The following is a 17,615-nucleotide window of genomic DNA, read 5'->3' as shown; positions in this document are numbered from 1 at the left end:
ACTGTAGCTCAGCATAGCAGGCAATATGGCTGCTCGATACTGCTACCCCCGCACGCAACTAAGGCCAGAACCACGCACAGCCACAAGAATTTAACCAAAAGCCTTACCTGGCCATATCCACAACATAGCGTCCGATACCGTGTCCGCGATGCAGGCGAGCGAGAAACTCTGGCGCCTGATCGAGTGAGATATCTTCAGCGATTTTGTCCAGCTGCTCTCCGATGTACCACTCACCGGCAAGTTTTTCCCACACGTCTGATTTCTTCTGCAGTGGTAACTCGACACTATCGACGCCAAGGAGACTGATGCCGCGGAGAATAAAGGGAAATACATTGGCCTGGAACTGGGAACCAGAAGCCATACCACAGGCAGCGACACCGCCGCCATACTTCAGGCACTTGATGACATTAAAGAGTGTCTCGCCGCCAACCGTATCCACCGCCCAGGCCCATAGAGGCTTGGCAATGGCCTTGTCAGCAAACGGGGCCAGGGTTTCCCGGTCGAGCACCTTCCATGCCCCCAGGCTGGTGAGGAATTCCGCGGACTCGAGCTTGCCAGTGACCGCAGCCACCTTGAAGCCTAACTTGCCCAACAGCGCCACCGCGATAGAACCGACGCCTCCGGTGGCACCGGTCACCAGAACCTCGCCATCTTCGGGGCGCGCACCGGCCTCCAGTAATTTCTCAACACACAGGGCCGCCGTGAGTCCTGCCGTACCGAGAATCATGGCCTCACGCGGCGAAAGTCCCTCAGGAAGCGGCGCCACCCATTCAGCCGGCACTGATATCTGCTCGGCGAGCCCTCCGGACGTATTCATCCCAAGGTCATAGCCGGTCACGATAACCCGATCACCCGGGGTAAATCGCTCGCTGTCGTCTGTGAGCACCGTGCCCACAGCATCGATACCCGGGGTATGCGGATACTCCCTGGTGACCGCGCGGTTACCGAACGCTGACAAGGCGTCTTTGTAGTTCAGGGCGGAGTGAGAGACGCCAATTCGAACGGCGTTTGCTGGCAAGTCGGCAGGCCCGCGGGTAACAATCGATTGATCGTATTTACCCGTGGCAACCTCCTCTACCAGCACTGCGCGAAATGTGTTGTCAGACATAACTATTCCATTAGCCGATGCACTTCGATGGACTCTATCCCGTGAACTTACTGTGCCTGATGGCGCCAGGCCGCCAGCCGGGAAAACAATCGCGCGAGCGCGCTCTCGATACCAGACTGAGTGGCAAAACCAATTTTCTTGGCAATGTTCTGTCGCTCTTTGTACTCCACCTGGTACAGGTCTGCGTTTTGCGCGCGGGACGTCAGGTACTCGTCCGAGGTTTTGAGCTCGTCCACCAGCGCGAGATCGAGAGCGCGCTGACCAAACCACACTTCGCCGGTAGCCACTTTTGCGATATCCAGTTGTGGACGATATTCGGAGACAAAGTGCTGGAACAGTGTATGGATCTCTTCCAGGTCACTCTGGAATTTCTCTTTCCCTTCCGCCGTGTTTTCTCCAAACATGGTGACGGTGCGTTTGTATTCCCCAGCGGTAAACAGCTCAAAATCCACATCGTTACGCTGCAACAGCCGGTGGAAGTTTGGCAGTTGCGCAACTACCCCGATGGAGCCGAGCATAGCGAAGGGCGCGGCCAGAATACGGTCTGCCACGCAGGCCATCATGTAGCCGCCACTGGCAGCGACTTTATCGACCGCAATCGTCAATTTGACACCGGCACTGCGCACCCGCGCCAATTGGCTTGCGGCCAGCCCGTAATTGGCAACCATCCCGCCCGGACTCTCGAGACTGACGACGACTTCGTCGTCTTTATGGGCTACCTGCAAAATCGCGGTAATTTCCTCACGCAGGTTCGACAGTGCACTGGCTTTAATATCGCCATCAAAGTGCACGACAAACAGCCGCTTGCGGGTGTCGGACTTGTCCATATCGCTCTCGGCGACGGTTGAATCCGGCGCTGCACCGGCCTCTGCGTCAGCTTCGGCCTGCTCCAGCGCCTTCACTTCCCGGGGATTACCGGTGTCAGAATGTTTGTTTTCCTTTCGCGCCTTGGCCTGCGCCTTCAGTTCGGCCTTGCGTTTTTTTGCATGGGCTTTCGCCTCTGCTTTGCGGTCCTTTTCCAGCTGCTTTTTACGTTCGGCATAGTCCGCATCGTCCATGACTGCCTCAAGCAGCGCTTCTTTCATATCCTCGTAACGGTCATTCAGGTGTGTCACCGCGATATGTCCCGGCTGCCGGTCTTTCATGTGCGCCCTGTTGGCAACAATAATCCCGATCACCACCAGCAGCGCCACAACAATGGTCACCACCTTTGCCAGAAACAGTCCATATTCACTGAGAAATTCCACTCAACCCCCAAAAATTCCAGTTATCTTCTCGCCGGCCCAGCGCCGTGACTATTGCCATTCATTCAGAGCAGAGCGCGCCTGCTGGTTAAGCGGCCGAGCCAGCAGACCAGTGTGGCTGATACGCACCTCATAAACAGCACCATCCTGCATGGGCAGGAAGGTAGCACTACCGTAAACCGCGTCCACCATTGGTACCCGGTTATCCATGTCGCGCAGCATGCTCCATACATCAACACCGTGTTCACTCTGGCTCAGCGAGTATACCGAGCGCTCTTTGTTGCGCTCATCCTGAAGTGTGAGGTAACGACCGCTGAGACGATCCAGGCGGTACGCAGGCTCAATACCCCACCGCGCCAATACCCCTTTCCACTTCAGCATCCGCGCATCCAGTTGCCACTGATCCCCGTACAACTCAAACTCTTGGGAGATACCGTCTTCATCGGCAAACTTCACCATAAAGTGCTGGTTATCCAGGCGCTCAAAACTCACGGTTCCGACACTGTGTTCTTGTGCCAGGTTACGGTAGCTGTATACGTCCAGAGCCAGCAGTACGATCATCAGCGCTCCCGCCAACAACACCAGCCCGACCGTCCCACGCACAAAACCCAGTAACCAGTTGCCCTTCAAAAGTACCTTGCCGCCCCAGAACACCAGCAACAGGGCAACAAAGGCGATCAGAAACGTAATGGCGATATACATTATCTTTGCCTCGATTTAAGAAGGGCCAAAGCGCTAGCTTCACCCCATTTCAATAAATGTTCGAATCAACTGCCCCGACAGCGTTTCTGCCGGCGGGATAGCTTGTGGTATCTCTGACCGGTTAAACCAGCGAGCTTCGGAAATCTCTTCCTGATCGGGAACCAATGCACCGCCGGCCACCTCCGCCAGGTAACCGATCATCAGCTGCCCGGGAAACGGCCACGACTGGCTACCGATATAGCGCACAGCCCCCGTTTCGAGACCCACCTCCTCTCGCACTTCACGAGCCAGCGCCTGCTCTGCACTCTCCCCCGGCTCGATAAACCCGGCGAGCGCGGTATACAGGGCATGAGGGTGACGGGTATGGCGAGCCAAAAGGCATTCATCGCCGCGAGTAACCAGCATGATGACACACGGGGAGATGCGGGGGTATACCGCCAGAGAACAGTGGGTACAGACACGCGCGCGGTCCCTGGAATGGTAAACCGTCTGGATGCCGCAGCGGCCACAGAAGCGATGGTCAAGATCCCAGTTCGCCACCTGCATCGCTCGCCCCACCAGAAAGAAAAGCGGTTCGTCCACAGCACCCAACAGGCTGCGCAGTCCACGCCACTCACACCCGGGAATATCGACACGCATGGGTAAATGATGTACCCCACAGGCAGCGCCACACCACTCGCCAAGGTAGTGGCTGGCAGACATATCCGTTACTGATGGGGAGGGGCCAGCTGGCAGCTGAACGGGAAGCGAGCGGTGAAGCGGCCCCCGGGGGGAGCACAGTACCTCACCACCGGAGACGACGATATGCCACTGAAATTCCGGGTGCGGCAGCACACTACCGGCCGGACTGAAATCTGTCATAGTACGTTTGGACTCGCCGGATGCCCGGCCCAAGGCTGACGCATCCGGTGGTATCAGGCAACCTCCACCGGATAGCCGAGCGCTTCCAGGCTTTCAATCGCCAAGTCAAGGGACTGCATATCAGTCTGGCGATGGAGCTTCACTTCACCGAGGTAGTACTCCAGACTGATGATTGCATCGGCGAAAATTTCCAGCGATTGCTCAACCGCTGGAGCGGCGTTTTTCTGATCGATCACCGCGTCAACAAAGTGCGCAAGTCGCTCTACCACAGCCGCCGCCCGGGCCAGGTTCAATACCACCAATCCACCGCGCACGCTATTCAGCGTGGTGGATACATTGCGGATGTGGCCATGATCGAAACCTGAGTCTGCATACGATGCCAGCGCACGCTTTATCAGCGACAAGCCGGCTTCCGCCTCTTTCAGTACCGCAAGCTCTGCCTCCGCAAGCTGACTGTGTTCGAGCGCGATATCCGCCTGTCCTGACTCGTCCAGCTCAATACTTGAGGTCTGACGCAGAGCACGAATGGTGCTGTCGACCGTCAGGATCTGATTAGTGAGCTGCTGCAGCGCGTTATCCGCTGCACGGCCACCGGCGTGTGCACAACTCTGATAAGCCGTAAGGGAACCCGCCAGGTTCTCTCCTATACGGCGGAAATTGAGCAGGACCAGGGTGTTGGCGATTCGGCGCAGGGTTTCGACCAGCCCCCCTTCCTCATTGAGGTCGGCAGCGCCGATCATTTCAGCATCGTCCAGCATCCGGCGCACACCGGACAGCTCTTCATCCAGGGCATTTGCCACCGCGGTGATCGCGGTCGCACCCGGGCCGCCGAGGCTCGCACGGTCACGCTCCAGTTCCGGCTCACGGTATGGCAGAGGCTTCATGCCGAATACGTGCAGGAGTCTTTCACCCTTATCCGAGGGCCCCGCCAGAGCTAGCCAGTACAGGCACTCCTTGATCAGCACCGGAGGTGCCGGCTGATCCAGCGCAGCATCACCGTCCCGGCAAATATTTCGCAGGCGGCGATCCAGCATACTGAACACCATTACTCGCTGGCGGTTCACCAGCATCTCCCGGCTTGCCATGGTGCCAATCGCGGTACCGGCCACTGACCACAACTTTCCGTTTGGACGCCCGGCGCAAACGCTCGCAATCCGCTGCAGCGCACGGGCCATCATGGTATAAGCGGGGCCCCGCGGCTTACCTTTCAGCAGGGCCAACAGGCCCACTTGATACATGTGCCGGAAGCGCCGCACGAACGTCTTGAGGTCTTCCGACATGACCGCCGAAGACACAGCCCCCGGCACACTGGCATCCAGACGGCAGCGCAGGAAATGACTTTCCGGCACCGGCGCCTGAGCACGCACCAACCGAAGATTGTTAATGTAGGGAATTAGCAATTCCGGGCGTGCAGACGCCCGGCTCTGAACAAAGTCCAGGTATCGGGTCAAGACATAAAACGCAGTCCCCACCCCTTCGAGTAATTCTTCCGGAGATTGCTGCCGGTCCTGTAGCAGGTCGCCCATCGCAACCAGCATTTCCTGAGCCAGCAGTTCCGCGGCATTCAGCTGCACCATCTGCAGTACGCCGGTTACCTGGCGCAGTGCCTGGATGCACTTTTCAAGAGCCTGTTTGTCCGAGTGATCAGCTGCGAACTGATCCAGGTGACCGGTGGCCCCCTCAATACTTGCGACTAACTCGTGTTTTACCAGGCTGACTGAAGTCAGGTTGATTTCGCGTAATTCACTCACTGCCTACACCACTGCAAGTTTCTTTATATTATTTCGGCCCGAGACACCCATCCTTCAATTGGTGACTTTTTATCCTAACCGCCAGGAGAACACGGCAGGTAAATTCAGGCAGAAGTGCAATTTATACTAAACCGCTGGATATTCCACCTTTCGCGCCCCTATTTCCACCGAACAATCGACATAATAGATTTACCGGGGGTGCCATTGGTAAAACCAATTGAATTTTTCGCAAGAAATGGGTAGTTTCCCCGCCGACTTCCCAGTGGTAGCGGGAAGGGGCTTACCGGGAACCTAGGAAGCAGTAGCTAAAATGAACGCTCTCAATGACATCATGCCAAGCGCAAGCGCCGGTATCGGCCGCGCCTTTACCGCAAACTTTCTCGGCGAAGCTCCCGAATGGTACAAGCTCACCATTGCCGTTTTTTTGATCATCAACCCAATTCTCCTCTATACCACTTCACCCTTTATCACCGGATGGGTTCTCATCGGTGAGTTTATTTTCACGCTCGCCATGGCCCTCAAGTGCTACCCACTGCAGCCAGGCGGCCTGCTAGCCATCGAAGCCGTGCTTCTGGGGATGACCAGCAGTGAATCCGTGTTTCATGAAGTGAACGAAAACATCCAGGTAATCCTGCTGCTGATGTTCATGGTTGCGGGCATCTACTTCATGAAGAACCTGCTGCTGCATGTGTTCACTAAATTACTGATCAACGTCCGTTCAAAAACCGCACTGTCCCTGCTGTTTTGCGGTGTGTCGGCAATCCTGTCGGCATTTCTCGATGCCCTGACAGTGACCGCGGTATTGATTGCTGTAGCGGTCGGTTTTTATGCGGTATACCACAAGGTGGCGTCCAATCGGCAGGCGCATCCAGAACACGACCACTCAAAGGATGACGAGGTTGTCGAGTACCACCGGTCTGATCTGGACCAGTTCCGCTCATTCCTCCGCAGCCTGATTATGCACGGCGCCGTGGGCACCGCTCTGGGCGGTGTTTGCACACTGGTTGGCGAGCCGCAAAACCTGCTGATCGCGGAGAAAGCCGGCTGGAATTTCGTGCAATTTTTCATCAACATGACACCGGTGACCATGCCTGCATTGGCCGCCGGGCTGATCACTTGTGTACTTCTGGAGAAAACCGGGATTTGCGGCTACGGCGCCAAGCTGCCGGATGCTGTACGCGGAGTGCTCGCAAATTTCGCCGCCGAGCAAGAGCGGAAACGCACCAGTCGCGACACTATTGAGCTGTGGGTCCAGGGGGTGGTTGCCATCATCCTTGTGCTCTCACTGGCGTTTCACGTGGCCGAGGTCGGCATTATCGGCCTGATGGTCATTGTTCTGCTGACGGCATTCAACGGCGTTATTCAGGAAGCACGTATTGGTCATGCATTCGAAGAGGCGCTCCCCTTCACCGCGTTGCTGGTGGTATTTTTTGCCATCGTGGCCGTTATTCACGAGCAGCACCTGTTTGAACCGGTTACCCATTTCGTGCTCAGCCTCGAACCTGAACAACAACCCGGTATGCTGTTCCTTGCCAACGGCATTCTGTCCATGATCAGCGACAATGTATTCGTGGCGACCGTGTACATCAACGAAGTGAAATCGGCTCTGGCCGCCGGCGAGATCACCCGCGAGCATTTCGACAAACTGGCCATCGCCATTAATACCGGCACCAACCTGCCCAGCGTTGCCACACCGAATGGTCAGGCAGCCTTCCTGTTCCTGCTGACATCGGCCCTGGCGCCACTGATCCGGCTGTCCTATGGACGCATGGTGATCATGGCCCTGCCATACACTATTGTGCTGACCGTCGTTGCCCTCACCTGCGTGATTTACGCCCTGTAAGTTTCGCCAGCGAAAAACGCTAAAGCAATAAAAAAGGGGGCCATTTGGCCCCCTTTTTTATCGCTACTCAGCTTTCAAACTCACCCTCGTGCGCGTCCTCGCACACAGCTCACCAGTAATGCTTGCCCGCCGCCTTTTCCAGTAACGAGAGGAACTCGGCATGCGCCTGCGCTTCATCCGCGCTGGCAGCCAAAACAGTCAGCGGCGCGCGGTCAGCGCTCAATCGACGAATGGTGCCCGCTTCTGCCTGCCGGTCTTCCTGGTCTTCCCCCTCTTCATTGCCGTTGCCCGAACCGGCGAGCGCCAGATCCGTCTGCCCGCCGGTCATCAGCAGGTAGACATCGGCGAGAATTTCCGCATCGAGCAGAGCGCCGTGTAGATCCCGCTGGGAGTTATCTACAAAGTACCGCTTACACAGTGCATCCAGGTTGTTTTTTTGCCCCGGGTGCTTTTCACGCGCCAGAGTCAGGGTATCCAGTACACCGCAGTGTGAGGCAACAGCCTGCCAGCGCGGACTGCCGAGACGCTTCAGCTCTGCGTCGATAAAGCCGACGTCAAAGGGGGCATTGTGTATCACCAGCTCGGCGCCTTCACAGAACGCCATAAATTCATCAGCGACCTGAGAAAAAACCGGCTTGTCTGCGAGGAATTCGTTGGTGATACCGTGGACTTCGATCGCACCATCATCCACTTCCCGTTCCGGATTGATGTACTGGTGGTAGTGCCTTCCGGTCAGCTTGCGATTGATCAGCTCAACACAGCCGATTTCGATGATGCGGTGGCCAGACTTCGGGTCCAGACCAGTGGTTTCAGTATCAAGTACGACCTGACGCATGGAATTACTCCCCCAACTCATCAATACCGCGGTTTGCCAGGGCGTCCGCGCGTTCATTACCCGGATTACCGGCGTGCCCCTTTACCCAGTGCCACTGCACCTCGTGATTGGTAATCGCGTCATCCAGAGCCTGCCAGAGATCGGCATTCTTTACCGGCTTTTTACTGGCGGTTTTCCAGCCGTTGCGCTTCCAGTTATGGATCCAGCCAGTGATCCCCTGGCGTACATACTGCGAGTCTGTATGCAGATCCACATGGCAGCGCTGATTGAGTGCGCCAAGAGCCTCGATTGCAGCCATCAGCTCCATGCGATTGTTGGTGGTCATGGCCTCGCCACCGCATAGCTCTTTTTCTGCATCACCGCTCATCAGCAATGCTCCCCAGCCCCCCGGGCCCGGGTTTCCGCGGCAGGCGCCATCGGTATAAATGGTAACTTGTTTCAACTCGGACTCTTGTCATTCGAATAGGGTTCAGCAGCGCCCCAAATCGCAAAATACTGGCTAGCGCTTTTTGTGGCGGCTCTGGTCGCGGCTCCGGTGACGGCTGTTGGCCGCCACCCGCGGACTACTCGGCACGGCGCTCAGGACCGGCTTTTTATCCCCGTGCCAATTGAGCTTTATTGTGCGCATCCGCGCCACTTCTTTGCGCGCGACTATGATGTAAAAGCCCCCACAGGGCAAGTGCCAGCGGTTCCCCATGCGCTCCATCCAGGCAGTCTTTGCCAGCAGGTCCGAGTGCTGTAGCGGCAAGCGGAAAAAGCCTCGCTCTACCGGCTCGGCCTGCAGATCGAGCAGGTTCATCCAGTCTGCCACTCGTGCAGCGCGCAGCTGGTTGCCCGACTGGTACGCACTGGAGGAGCGAAAAATCCGCGACAACCCAAGCAGTGAAAACGGGTTAAAACCAATCAGGACCATATGTCCACCCGGTATCAGCACGCGCGCAGCCTCGCGCAGCACCTGGTGCGGGTGAGGAGAGAAATCCAGCAGGTGATGAAGTACCGCCACATCTATGGACTCAGATGGCAGTGGCAACTGTTCAAACTCCACAAGAGCCGCGCCACCGCCGTCCTTACAGGGGCTGAGGCGGAACCGGTGGTTAATCCGGCTACAGGCGGCAAAGTCTACCTGCCGCGCCACACTCGCCTGCATCAGATGGTATCCAAACAACCCTTCCACGAGTGGTTGAGCAAGCGCCAGTTGCTGGGTCAGGATCTCCTGCCCCAATGCACTTTCAAACCAGTCACCCAGGCTGGCGCAGGACTGAGCCAGCGGCGGGGTCTGAACCTTACCGCGGTAGAACAGGGGTTTCCGGCCCGCTTTTCTGCCCATCAACAGCTCCTGCTTCTCTGAAGGTTGTATAAGGTTGTATTGACAGCCGTCTCCCTTCTAATAGTGCTGAGCTATGAGACGGAGGGTGTGCCGCTACACGATCAGATCCCCCGGCCGGCAAGCCAGGGAAGGCCCCGCTTATGTTAGAGTTGCCCCAACATAATCGAGTTCTGCACAACGCTAGGTTAGCGGGGACCGCCGATGATCACAATCCGCCCGATACCGGCATTTAATGACAACTATATCTGGCATTTACAGCAAGGTCGCGAAAACTGGGTGATAGACCCGGGGGATTCCACTCCGGTTCTACGGGCCCTCGGAGACGCTGCGCTGCATGGCATACTGCTTACCCACCACCACCTCGACCATACTGGCGGGGTGAAATCCCTGACGGATCAATTTGACTGCTCGGTCTATGGGCCGGGATCGATCGAAGGGGTGACCAAACCGCTTACCGATGGCGACAAGTTCTCGCTGATGGGCTGCGACTGGGAGGTGCTATCCGTCCCCGGTCATACTCTCGATCACATCGCGCTGTTGCTTCACCAGCCGGACGGCAATCATCTTTTTTGCGGCGACACTCTCTTCGCCGCGGGCTGCGGCCGTCTGTTCGAGGGAACACCGGAGCAGATGCACCACTCGCTGTCGAGGTTGGCAGCCCTGCCCCCGAGCACGCGCGTCTACTGCGCGCACGAGTACACCCTGGCCAATCTCGCATTTGCACAGGCGGTTGAGCCGGGTAACCACGACATAGAAGACCGCATCGCCTCTGCGCGCTCCGCTCGCGCGAAGAACCAGCCAACCCTGCCCTCCACCATCAGCAGCGAACTCAAAACCAACCCTTTTCTCCGTACCCAGTCGCCGGAAGTCCGTGCACGGGTGGCTTCTCATGGCGGCAGCCCGGATGGCACACCTGTAGAAATATTCGCCAGTTTACGTCAATGGAAGGACAATTTTTGAGCAATTTGCATTGACCGGAACCAACCACCCTCTTTAGAATCAGACAATTACAAATCAAAGCTCAAGCGTATTACTCAATAATTGCGGCGACAGGGCCACACCAGGCACAGCCCAGCGCGGAGCAAACAGATAACAAACAACAGACTGCGGACACCAGAATGGTTTATAAAAAATTTGCTGTTGCACTACTCGCAGCGGCAGTGGGGGCATGCGCACAACTTGATCATGCGCCACAATCCGCGAGCGTTTCACAGGCTGAATCAGAGGTTGACAGCACTGACGGCGACCTGATCGCCATCAGCCAGAACATCATGGACGTGTCCGAGCCGGCCCTTCCACCAAATGATATCTGGCAGCGCCTGAGGCAGGGGTTCACTCTCGATCGAGAGACCGAACGCCCCAAAGTGAAGGACTACGTCAACTACTTTTCCTCCAACCAGGGTTATATGGCACGCGTGACCGAGCGTTCGCGTCGCTACATCTTCCATGTGGCGGAACAGCTTGAGCAATCCAATATCCCGATGGAATTTGCCCTACTCCCCATCGTGGAAAGTGCCTACGACCCTTTCGCGTACTCCCATGCCCAGGCGTCTGGCATGTGGCAGTTTATCCCCGCCACCGGCCGATCTTTCGGATTGAACCAGAACTGGTGGTACGACGGTCGTCGCGATGTAGTGGAATCCACCCGCGCTGCGAGTGAATATTTCAATTACCTCTCCGCCAAATTTGACGGTGACTGGCTGCTGGTCCTCGCTGCCTATAACGCCGGGGAAGGCACTGTGCGTCGCGCGATGGAGCGCAACCGTCGCAGAGGCAAGGGTACCAGCTTCTGGGACCTGAAATTACCGCGCGAAACTCAGCGCTATGTCCCTCAGTTGCTGGCGCTGGCCGAAGTCGTCGCACATTCGGATCACTACCGCGTCCCTCTGCACGATGTTGGCAATACCCCCTACTACACCGCGGTAGATGTCGGCAGCCAGATTGACCTGGCCCAGGCAGCAGAACTGGCGGGCGTGGAAATCGAAGAGCTTTACCTGCTGAACCCGGGGTACAACCGCTGGGCAACAGACCCCAACGGAAGCCATCGACTGCTGATCCCCAATGACAAGAGTGCGCGTTTTATTGCCGCGCTCGAGAAGCTTCCGGCTGACCAGAGGGTGAGCTGGCAGCGCTACAAGGTGGCACGCGGAGACTCCCTGTCCGTAATCGCACGCCGCTACGAAACCACGGTCTCGGCGATCCAGCAGACCAACAAGTTGCGCGGCAGCAGTATCCGCGCCGGCCAGACGCTGCTGATTCCAAGCGCTTCAGGCCCAAGCGCGCAATATGCGTACTCGATTGACCAGCGTGTACAGCGTCGCCAATCTTCCGGAAAGGGTGAAAAGTCCAGCTATACCGTCCGCCCCGGCGATACCCTCTGGGGTATTGCACGCTCCCTCGACGTAAAGGTACGTGAGCTCGCCAGCTGGAACAGCATGGCCCCCGGCGACACCCTGCGGCCCGGCCGCAAACTGGTGGCATACTCGAAAGGCAACAGCGATGACCGCGGACGCACGACCCGCAAGGTTTCCTATCGTGTGCGCAATGGTGACTCCCTGTACCGTATCGCGCGGAAATTCAGCATCGACATCGGTGATATCGTGCGCTGGAACAAGATCAGCAAAAATAGCTATCTTCAGCCAGGCCAGCGCCTCACACTGTTTGTCGACAGCGCTTCCAGCGGCTGACACCGCCCGACATAAAATAGACAGGCACAAAAAAACCGGCGATAACGCCGGTTTTTTTGTGCCTGTCTTGCTGCCTGGCTCAGTCGTCCGTAGTCGACAGCTCAATATCCGCCTTGCTCGACAGGTAGTTCTGGACCGCCGCCAGCTCTGCAGTACCCTGCATGGAAGCCAGCTGCTGCATCAGTGCTTCGCGCTGCTCCTTGCTCTGACGGGACAGGTCTCCAGCACGCACGTCACGCAGCTGTACCACCACAACGTCCCCGGAGCCCAGAGTAAACTGCTCGAGGCTCTTGGCACCCGGCTTGGGAGCATCCATACCAAATGCGTGCTCAACAACCTCACCACGCGCACCAAATCCACCACGGCGGGTGTTATCGCTGGTTTCCAGGGTGAGCTCCTCGGCAGAGGCCACGTCCGCAAGCGCTTCGCCAGCCTGTACCTGCTCCTTGATAGAACGAGCCTTGCTCGCCAATTGCTCACTCGCTTTATCACGCTTCAGGCGCTGGGTAATTTCTTGCTTCACCGCCTCCAGAGGTTTCACACCTGCGGGCTTGTGCTCCACAACACGCAGAACCACAGAGTGGTTTTCAGACAGGTTGAGCACATCCGAGGTATTACCATCCTCCATCACTTCCGGGGAGAAAGCGGCCTCGACCACTTTGCCCTCGGCGGTAACGCCTGCACCACCCTGACGGGAAAATAGCGGAGATTTCTGTACGGAAACACCAAGCTCTTCCGCTGGCCCGGCCAGCGTTTCTGCATTGTAGGCCAGATCGCCAAGACGACTTACCGCACCCACGAACTCGCGCTCCGCTTCCGCAGTGCGCAAACGCGCAGCGATTGCGGCCTTGCGCTCCTCGAAACTCGGCGGCTCGGCATCGGCGACTTCAATCAGCTTGATAAAGTGAGTGCCGGCTTCAGTTTTGACGGCACCAGAAACCTGACCAACCTCGAGGTCGGCCAATGCATCTTCAAATGGCTCAGGGAAAACATCGCCGCTGGTGAAGCCCACGTCGCCGCCTTCCTCACGCGAGACGATATCGTCAGAATACTCTTTCGCGAGCGCTTCAAACTCAGCACCTTCTGACAATTTGGCCTGCACTTCGCCTACCTTTTTCTGCGCCGCTTCGTCATCGCCTTCAATAAGAATGTGCGCAGCGTGACGACGGATACTGGCCTGGAAGTTCTTCACTTCCTGATCGTACTGTGCGCGCACATCCTCTTCAGAGACATCCAGATTTGCCGCAAACTGTTCCGGGGTCAACTCGATGTACTCAATTGCCACCTGCTCAGGATGCAGGAAAGCCTGCTGATTCTCATCGTAGTAGGCCTGCACTTCGGCGTCACTAACCTGAATCTCAGCCAGAAGCGGCGAGGCCGACAGGGTCAGGTAATCAAAGTCGCGCTCTTCCATCGATATGGACACAACTTCTTCCGCTTCGACACGGGTCGCGAAAGCACTATCGGAAACACTTCCGATGTACTGCTGCATGACCATTTCCTGCTCAAGCAGCTGGCGAAATCCAGTAGGGCTGTAGCCCATACGACGCAGGCCATCGCGGTACATCTGCTGGTCAAACTGACCGTTAACCTGAAAACCGGGCATCTGCACGATTTCCCTGTCGACGGCTGCGGCACTCATGACCATGCCACGTTCCTGCGCCACCTGACGCATTACCGAGCTGTTCACCAGCTGCTGAAGCACGGGGCCGCGCAGCTGTTCATCGGTCAGCAGGTCTGCCGGTACATTCTCGCCGTACTGGCTTTCGATCATGTTACGGCGATTCTGGATCGCTCGCTGCAGGTCGATATTTGAAATTTTTTCTCCGTTGACTGCAGCCACTTGATCGGCCGAGCCCCCGCTGGCACCAGTGAAGAAATCAATCCCACCAATAACCATAATAAATCCAAAGAACGCGGCCACAATAATTGCAGCGGTTCCTTTGAGGTTGTCACGCATGGACTGAAGCATATTCAGCTCCGAAATTTAACTCTATCAGTACTCATCTGGATCGATGCTTATTGTTGTTACAGTGAAGTGTACGCGTCGTCGCCGAGACTTCACTGAATACGCCTAAACCGGCTGATCCAAATAAAATTTCAATCTTTCAGAAACAAAAAAGGCGCATCCATCTGATACGCCCCTTTGAAGCATTGAAGGTTACAAGGCTTCTTAATTTACCGCATCTTTCAAAGCTTTACCGGCTTTGAAATTAGGGATTTTAGCTGCAGCGATTTCGATGGGGTCGCCGGTACGCGGGTTGCGGCCAGTGCGCGCAGCGCGCTCTTTGACAGCGAAGGTACCAAAGCCAACCAGGGCTACCTGATCACCCTGTTTCAGTGCGTCGGTAATACTGTCTACCATGGCGTCCAGAGCACGGCCAGCGGCTGCCTTAGGAATGTCGGCAGATGCGGCAATGGCTTCAATCAGTTCGGACTTGTTCACGCTATATCCCTCTGTTCTTTATCTAGGTTTCTAGGTGTGTATGTTGGGTCTGTTGCTGCCTCGTTTGACGAGGCGCATTCATGCATTTTTTTGCAGTTAAATTTTGATCGCCTGCGGCTCCCCGCAGCGCAACAAGCCCCGTTTTATACCAACTGCCTGTTGGTGGGTCAAGGAACCATGCGGCTTTGCGGGGAGTTGGGCATTTTTGAATCACACTTGTTCAGCCAATGTCCGTCGCGATCATTTTTTAACCTGCACATTAGCAGGCTGCGTACTCTACGCGACTTTGATCACTCTATTCAACGCTTTTTTTCACGCCCAAAACCAGCCACCCCGGGATAATCACTACCCCGGGATGGTTGGTGCTAAAAAGTGCAGTTTTGAATCAATAGATCAGTGGGTCTGGATTGATCTCTGCGAACGCTCTTCTGCCTGCTTCTGCAATGCAGAGTACTCTTCATCACTCAGAGGGCTCGGCATTTTTTCCAGAGCATATTCCAGTACCTGGTCGATCCACTTCACCGGCTTGATAACCAGGTCCTGCTGGATATTATCGGGAATATCCTTCAGGTCACGCTCGTTATCGGCCGGGATCAGAACCGTCTTGATACCGCCGCGATGGGCCGCGAGTAACTTTTCCTTTAGCCCGCCAATGCGCAGCACTTCACCCCGAAGAGTAATTTCCCCGGTCATGGCGACGTCGGAGCGCACGGGTATGTTTGTGAGTACCGAGGCCAGTACGGTGCACATGGCGATACCCGCGGAAGGTCCATCTTTTGGCGTCGCCCCTTCCGGAACATGGATATGGATATCCCGGGTTTCGTGGAAGTCCGGGGGAATACCCAGTGCCTGCGCGCGCGCGCGGACTACCGTCAGCGCAGCCTGGATCGACTCCTGCATCACATCACCAAGGGAGCCCGTCTTGATAACACGGCCTTTCCCGGACACAGCAGAAGACTCGATGGTGAGCAGCTCGCCACCCACTTCCGTCCACGCCAAACCCGTCACCTGACCGATCTTGTTCTCTTCCTCAGCGCGGCCGTAGTCAAATTTGCGTACACCCAACAGGTCTTCCAGCTGTTCGGGCTGGATTACGACCTTGCTGGTGGTGGACTCACGCACATGCTCGGTGACCACCTTGCGGCAAATTTTTGCCATCTCACGATCAAGACCACGCACGCCGGCTTCGCGGGTGTAATAGCGAACAACATCGCGGACCGTATCATCGGTCAACTCCAGCTCTTCCGGCTTGAGTCCCGCCGCCTTGCGCTGTTTGGGGATCAAATAGCGCTGGGCAATATTCATTTTTTCATCCTCGGTGTAACCGGGGATGCGGATGACTTCCATCCGGTCGAGCAATGGACCGGGGATATTCATGGAGTTAGAGGTACACACGAACATTACATCGGAGAGGTCGTAATCCACTTCCAGGTAGTGATCGTTGAATGATTTATTCTGCTCCGGGTCGAGCACTTCCAGCAGCGCGGAAGCGGGATCGCCACGGTGATCCATCCCCATTTTGTCGACTTCGTCGAGCAGGAACAGTGGATTTTTTACACCCACTTTGGAGATTTTCTGTACCAGCTTACCCGGTAGAGAACCAATATACGTCCTGCGATGCCCGCGGATTTCCGCCTCGTCTCTCACGCCGCCGAGCGCCATGCGCACATATTTGCGATTGGTCGCGCGCGCGATGGACTCACCCAGCGAGGTCTTACCCACACCTGGAGGGCCAACCAGACAGAGAATGGGGCCTTTGACTTTCTTCACGCGCTTCTGCACAGCGAGGTATTCAAGAATGCGTTCTTTCACTTCCTCCAGGCCGTAGTGATCCTTGTTGAGGATTTCTTCGGCCTTGATCAGGTCGTGACGCACACGGCTGGCTTTTTTCCAGGGGACGCTAAGCATCCAATCGATATAGCTACGCAACACCGATGCCTCCGCAGACATCGGCGACATCATTTTCAACTTGCCCAGCTCGGCCCGGGTTTTCTTTTCTGCTTCCGCAGACATTCCGGAATCCGCGATTTTTCTCTCAAGCTCTTCGATCTCGTTGGGCTCTTCGGTAATTTCACCCAACTCTTTCTGAATAGCCTTCATCTGCTCATTCAAGTAGTACTCGCGCTGGCTCTTTTCCATCTGCTTTTTGACACGGCCGCGAATACGCTTTTCAACCTGAATCAAATCAATCTCGGAATCCATCAGTCCGAGAAGGTGCTCGAGGCGCTCCTTGACGCTGACGGTCTCCAGCAGCTCCTGCTTCTGGGGAAGATCCAGCGACATATGCGCAGCGATAGTATCGGCCAGTCGACCAGGCTCATCGATGCCCGACAGAGAGGTCATTACCTCGTTCGGCACCTTCTTGCTGACACTGACATACTGTTCAAACTGCGACATTGCAGAACGTACCAGCGCCTCGGCCTCGGCCTCTGGCAACTCCTCAGATTCCAGCGGAGAAACGGAGGCACGGTAATGTCCATCGCCCTCCTGAATCTCCTCAACCTTTACGCGGTGGCCGCCCTCCACCAGCACTTTGACGGTGCCGTCAGGCAACTTCAGAAGCTGCAGGACACTCGCCACGGTACCAATACGGTAAACGTCATCGGCGCCCGGATCATCTTCAGATGCCTGGCGCTGGGCCACCAGCAGCACTTGTTTATCGCTGCGCATGGCCTCTTCCAGCGCATCGATGGACTTCTCCCGCCCCACAAACAAGGGAATGACCATATGGGGGTAGACCACCACATCACGCAGCGGCAAAAGGGGGTATTCGTTCAAGGTCTCGGATGGCTGGTCCATAAAACTCCTCTC

General features: G+C 56.5%; 14 protein-coding genes. 3 read left to right on the top strand and 11 right to left on the bottom strand.

Annotated elements, in window-relative coordinates:
• Nucleotides 1–103 precede the first annotated feature (103 nt).
• The 5 genes from GTQ55_RS07675 to GTQ55_RS07655 are packed head-to-tail and all read right to left on the bottom strand — an operon-like array spanning nt 104 to nt 5,666.
• Nucleotides 104–1,108, bottom strand: coding sequence for a YhdH/YhfP family quinone oxidoreductase (locus GTQ55_RS07675; protein WP_161858201.1), 1,005 nt, complete (start codon nt 1,106–1,108; stop codon nt 104–106).
• 47 nt (nt 1,109–1,155) lie between these two features.
• Complete coding sequence (sohB, locus tag GTQ55_RS07670; RefSeq protein ID WP_161858200.1) at nt 1,156–2,355, bottom strand: protease SohB; 1,200 nt, start codon at nt 2,353–2,355, stop codon at nt 1,156–1,158.
• A 48-nt stretch (nt 2,356–2,403) separates the two neighbouring features.
• A complete protein-coding gene (locus GTQ55_RS07665) occupies nt 2,404–3,054 on the bottom strand; it encodes a cation/multidrug efflux pump (protein ID WP_161858199.1) in 651 nt (216 codons plus the stop codon).
• A gap of 39 nt (nt 3,055–3,093) precedes the next feature.
• Entirely contained in the window at nt 3,094–3,915 is an 822-nt protein-coding gene (gene nudC / locus GTQ55_RS07660; RefSeq protein ID WP_161858198.1) for an NAD(+) diphosphatase, read from the bottom strand.
• Nucleotides 3,916–3,968: 53 nt separating this feature from the next.
• Complete coding sequence (locus GTQ55_RS07655; RefSeq protein WP_161858197.1) at nt 3,969–5,666, bottom strand: FimL-related protein; 1,698 nt, start codon at nt 5,664–5,666, stop codon at nt 3,969–3,971.
• A 310-nt stretch (nt 5,667–5,976) separates the two neighbouring features.
• Between GTQ55_RS07655 and nhaB the strand changes: the two genes are divergently transcribed.
• A complete protein-coding gene (gene nhaB / locus GTQ55_RS07650; RefSeq protein WP_161858196.1) occupies nt 5,977–7,509 on the top strand; it encodes a sodium/proton antiporter NhaB in 1,533 nt (510 codons plus the stop codon).
• A gap of 109 nt (nt 7,510–7,618) precedes the next feature.
• Here the strand turns inward: nhaB and dnaQ are convergent, their stop codons facing one another.
• Genes dnaQ through GTQ55_RS07635 form a run of 3 tightly spaced genes read right to left on the bottom strand, consistent with a single transcriptional unit; the run spans nt 7,619 to nt 9,671 of the window.
• Nucleotides 7,619–8,344, bottom strand: coding sequence for a DNA polymerase III subunit epsilon (dnaQ, locus tag GTQ55_RS07645; RefSeq protein WP_161858195.1), 726 nt, complete (start codon nt 8,342–8,344; stop codon nt 7,619–7,621).
• Between the two features lie 4 nt (nt 8,345–8,348).
• Nucleotides 8,349–8,786, bottom strand: a complete 438-nt coding sequence (rnhA, locus tag GTQ55_RS07640; RefSeq protein ID WP_161858194.1) for a ribonuclease HI — start codon at nt 8,784–8,786, stop codon at nt 8,349–8,351.
• A 57-nt stretch (nt 8,787–8,843) separates the two neighbouring features.
• Nucleotides 8,844–9,671 carry a class I SAM-dependent methyltransferase gene (locus GTQ55_RS07635; protein ID WP_161858193.1) on the bottom strand — a complete coding sequence of 276 codons (828 nt, stop codon included), beginning with the start codon at nt 9,669–9,671 and terminating at the stop codon, nt 8,844–8,846.
• Nucleotides 9,672–9,872: 201 nt separating this feature from the next.
• Here GTQ55_RS07635 and gloB point away from each other — a divergent pair, with 201 nt between their 5' ends.
• Nucleotides 9,873–10,631, top strand: coding sequence for a hydroxyacylglutathione hydrolase (gene gloB, locus GTQ55_RS07630; protein WP_161858192.1), 759 nt, complete (start codon nt 9,873–9,875; stop codon nt 10,629–10,631).
• 158 nt (nt 10,632–10,789) lie between these two features.
• A complete protein-coding gene (locus GTQ55_RS07625) occupies nt 10,790–12,358 on the top strand; it encodes a LysM peptidoglycan-binding domain-containing protein (RefSeq protein WP_161858191.1) in 1,569 nt (522 codons plus the stop codon).
• Between the two features lie 79 nt (nt 12,359–12,437).
• Here the strand turns inward: GTQ55_RS07625 and GTQ55_RS07620 are convergent, their stop codons facing one another.
• From GTQ55_RS07620 to lon, 3 genes are all read right to left on the bottom strand, one after another.
• Nucleotides 12,438–14,330, bottom strand: coding sequence for a SurA N-terminal domain-containing protein (locus tag GTQ55_RS07620; protein ID WP_161858190.1), 1,893 nt, complete (start codon nt 14,328–14,330; stop codon nt 12,438–12,440).
• Nucleotides 14,331–14,531: 201 nt separating this feature from the next.
• Complete coding sequence (locus GTQ55_RS07615) at nt 14,532–14,804, bottom strand: HU family DNA-binding protein (RefSeq protein ID WP_078083765.1); 273 nt, start codon at nt 14,802–14,804, stop codon at nt 14,532–14,534.
• A 393-nt stretch (nt 14,805–15,197) separates the two neighbouring features.
• Complete coding sequence (gene lon / locus GTQ55_RS07610) at nt 15,198–17,603, bottom strand: endopeptidase La (protein ID WP_161858189.1); 2,406 nt, start codon at nt 17,601–17,603, stop codon at nt 15,198–15,200.
• Nucleotides 17,604–17,615 lie beyond the last annotated feature (12 nt).

Source organism: Microbulbifer hydrolyticus (genome assembly GCF_009931115.1).
Taxonomy (GTDB): Bacteria; Pseudomonadota; Gammaproteobacteria; order Pseudomonadales; family Cellvibrionaceae; genus Microbulbifer; species Microbulbifer hydrolyticus.
This window is presented reverse-complemented; position numbering and strand designations above follow the sequence as displayed.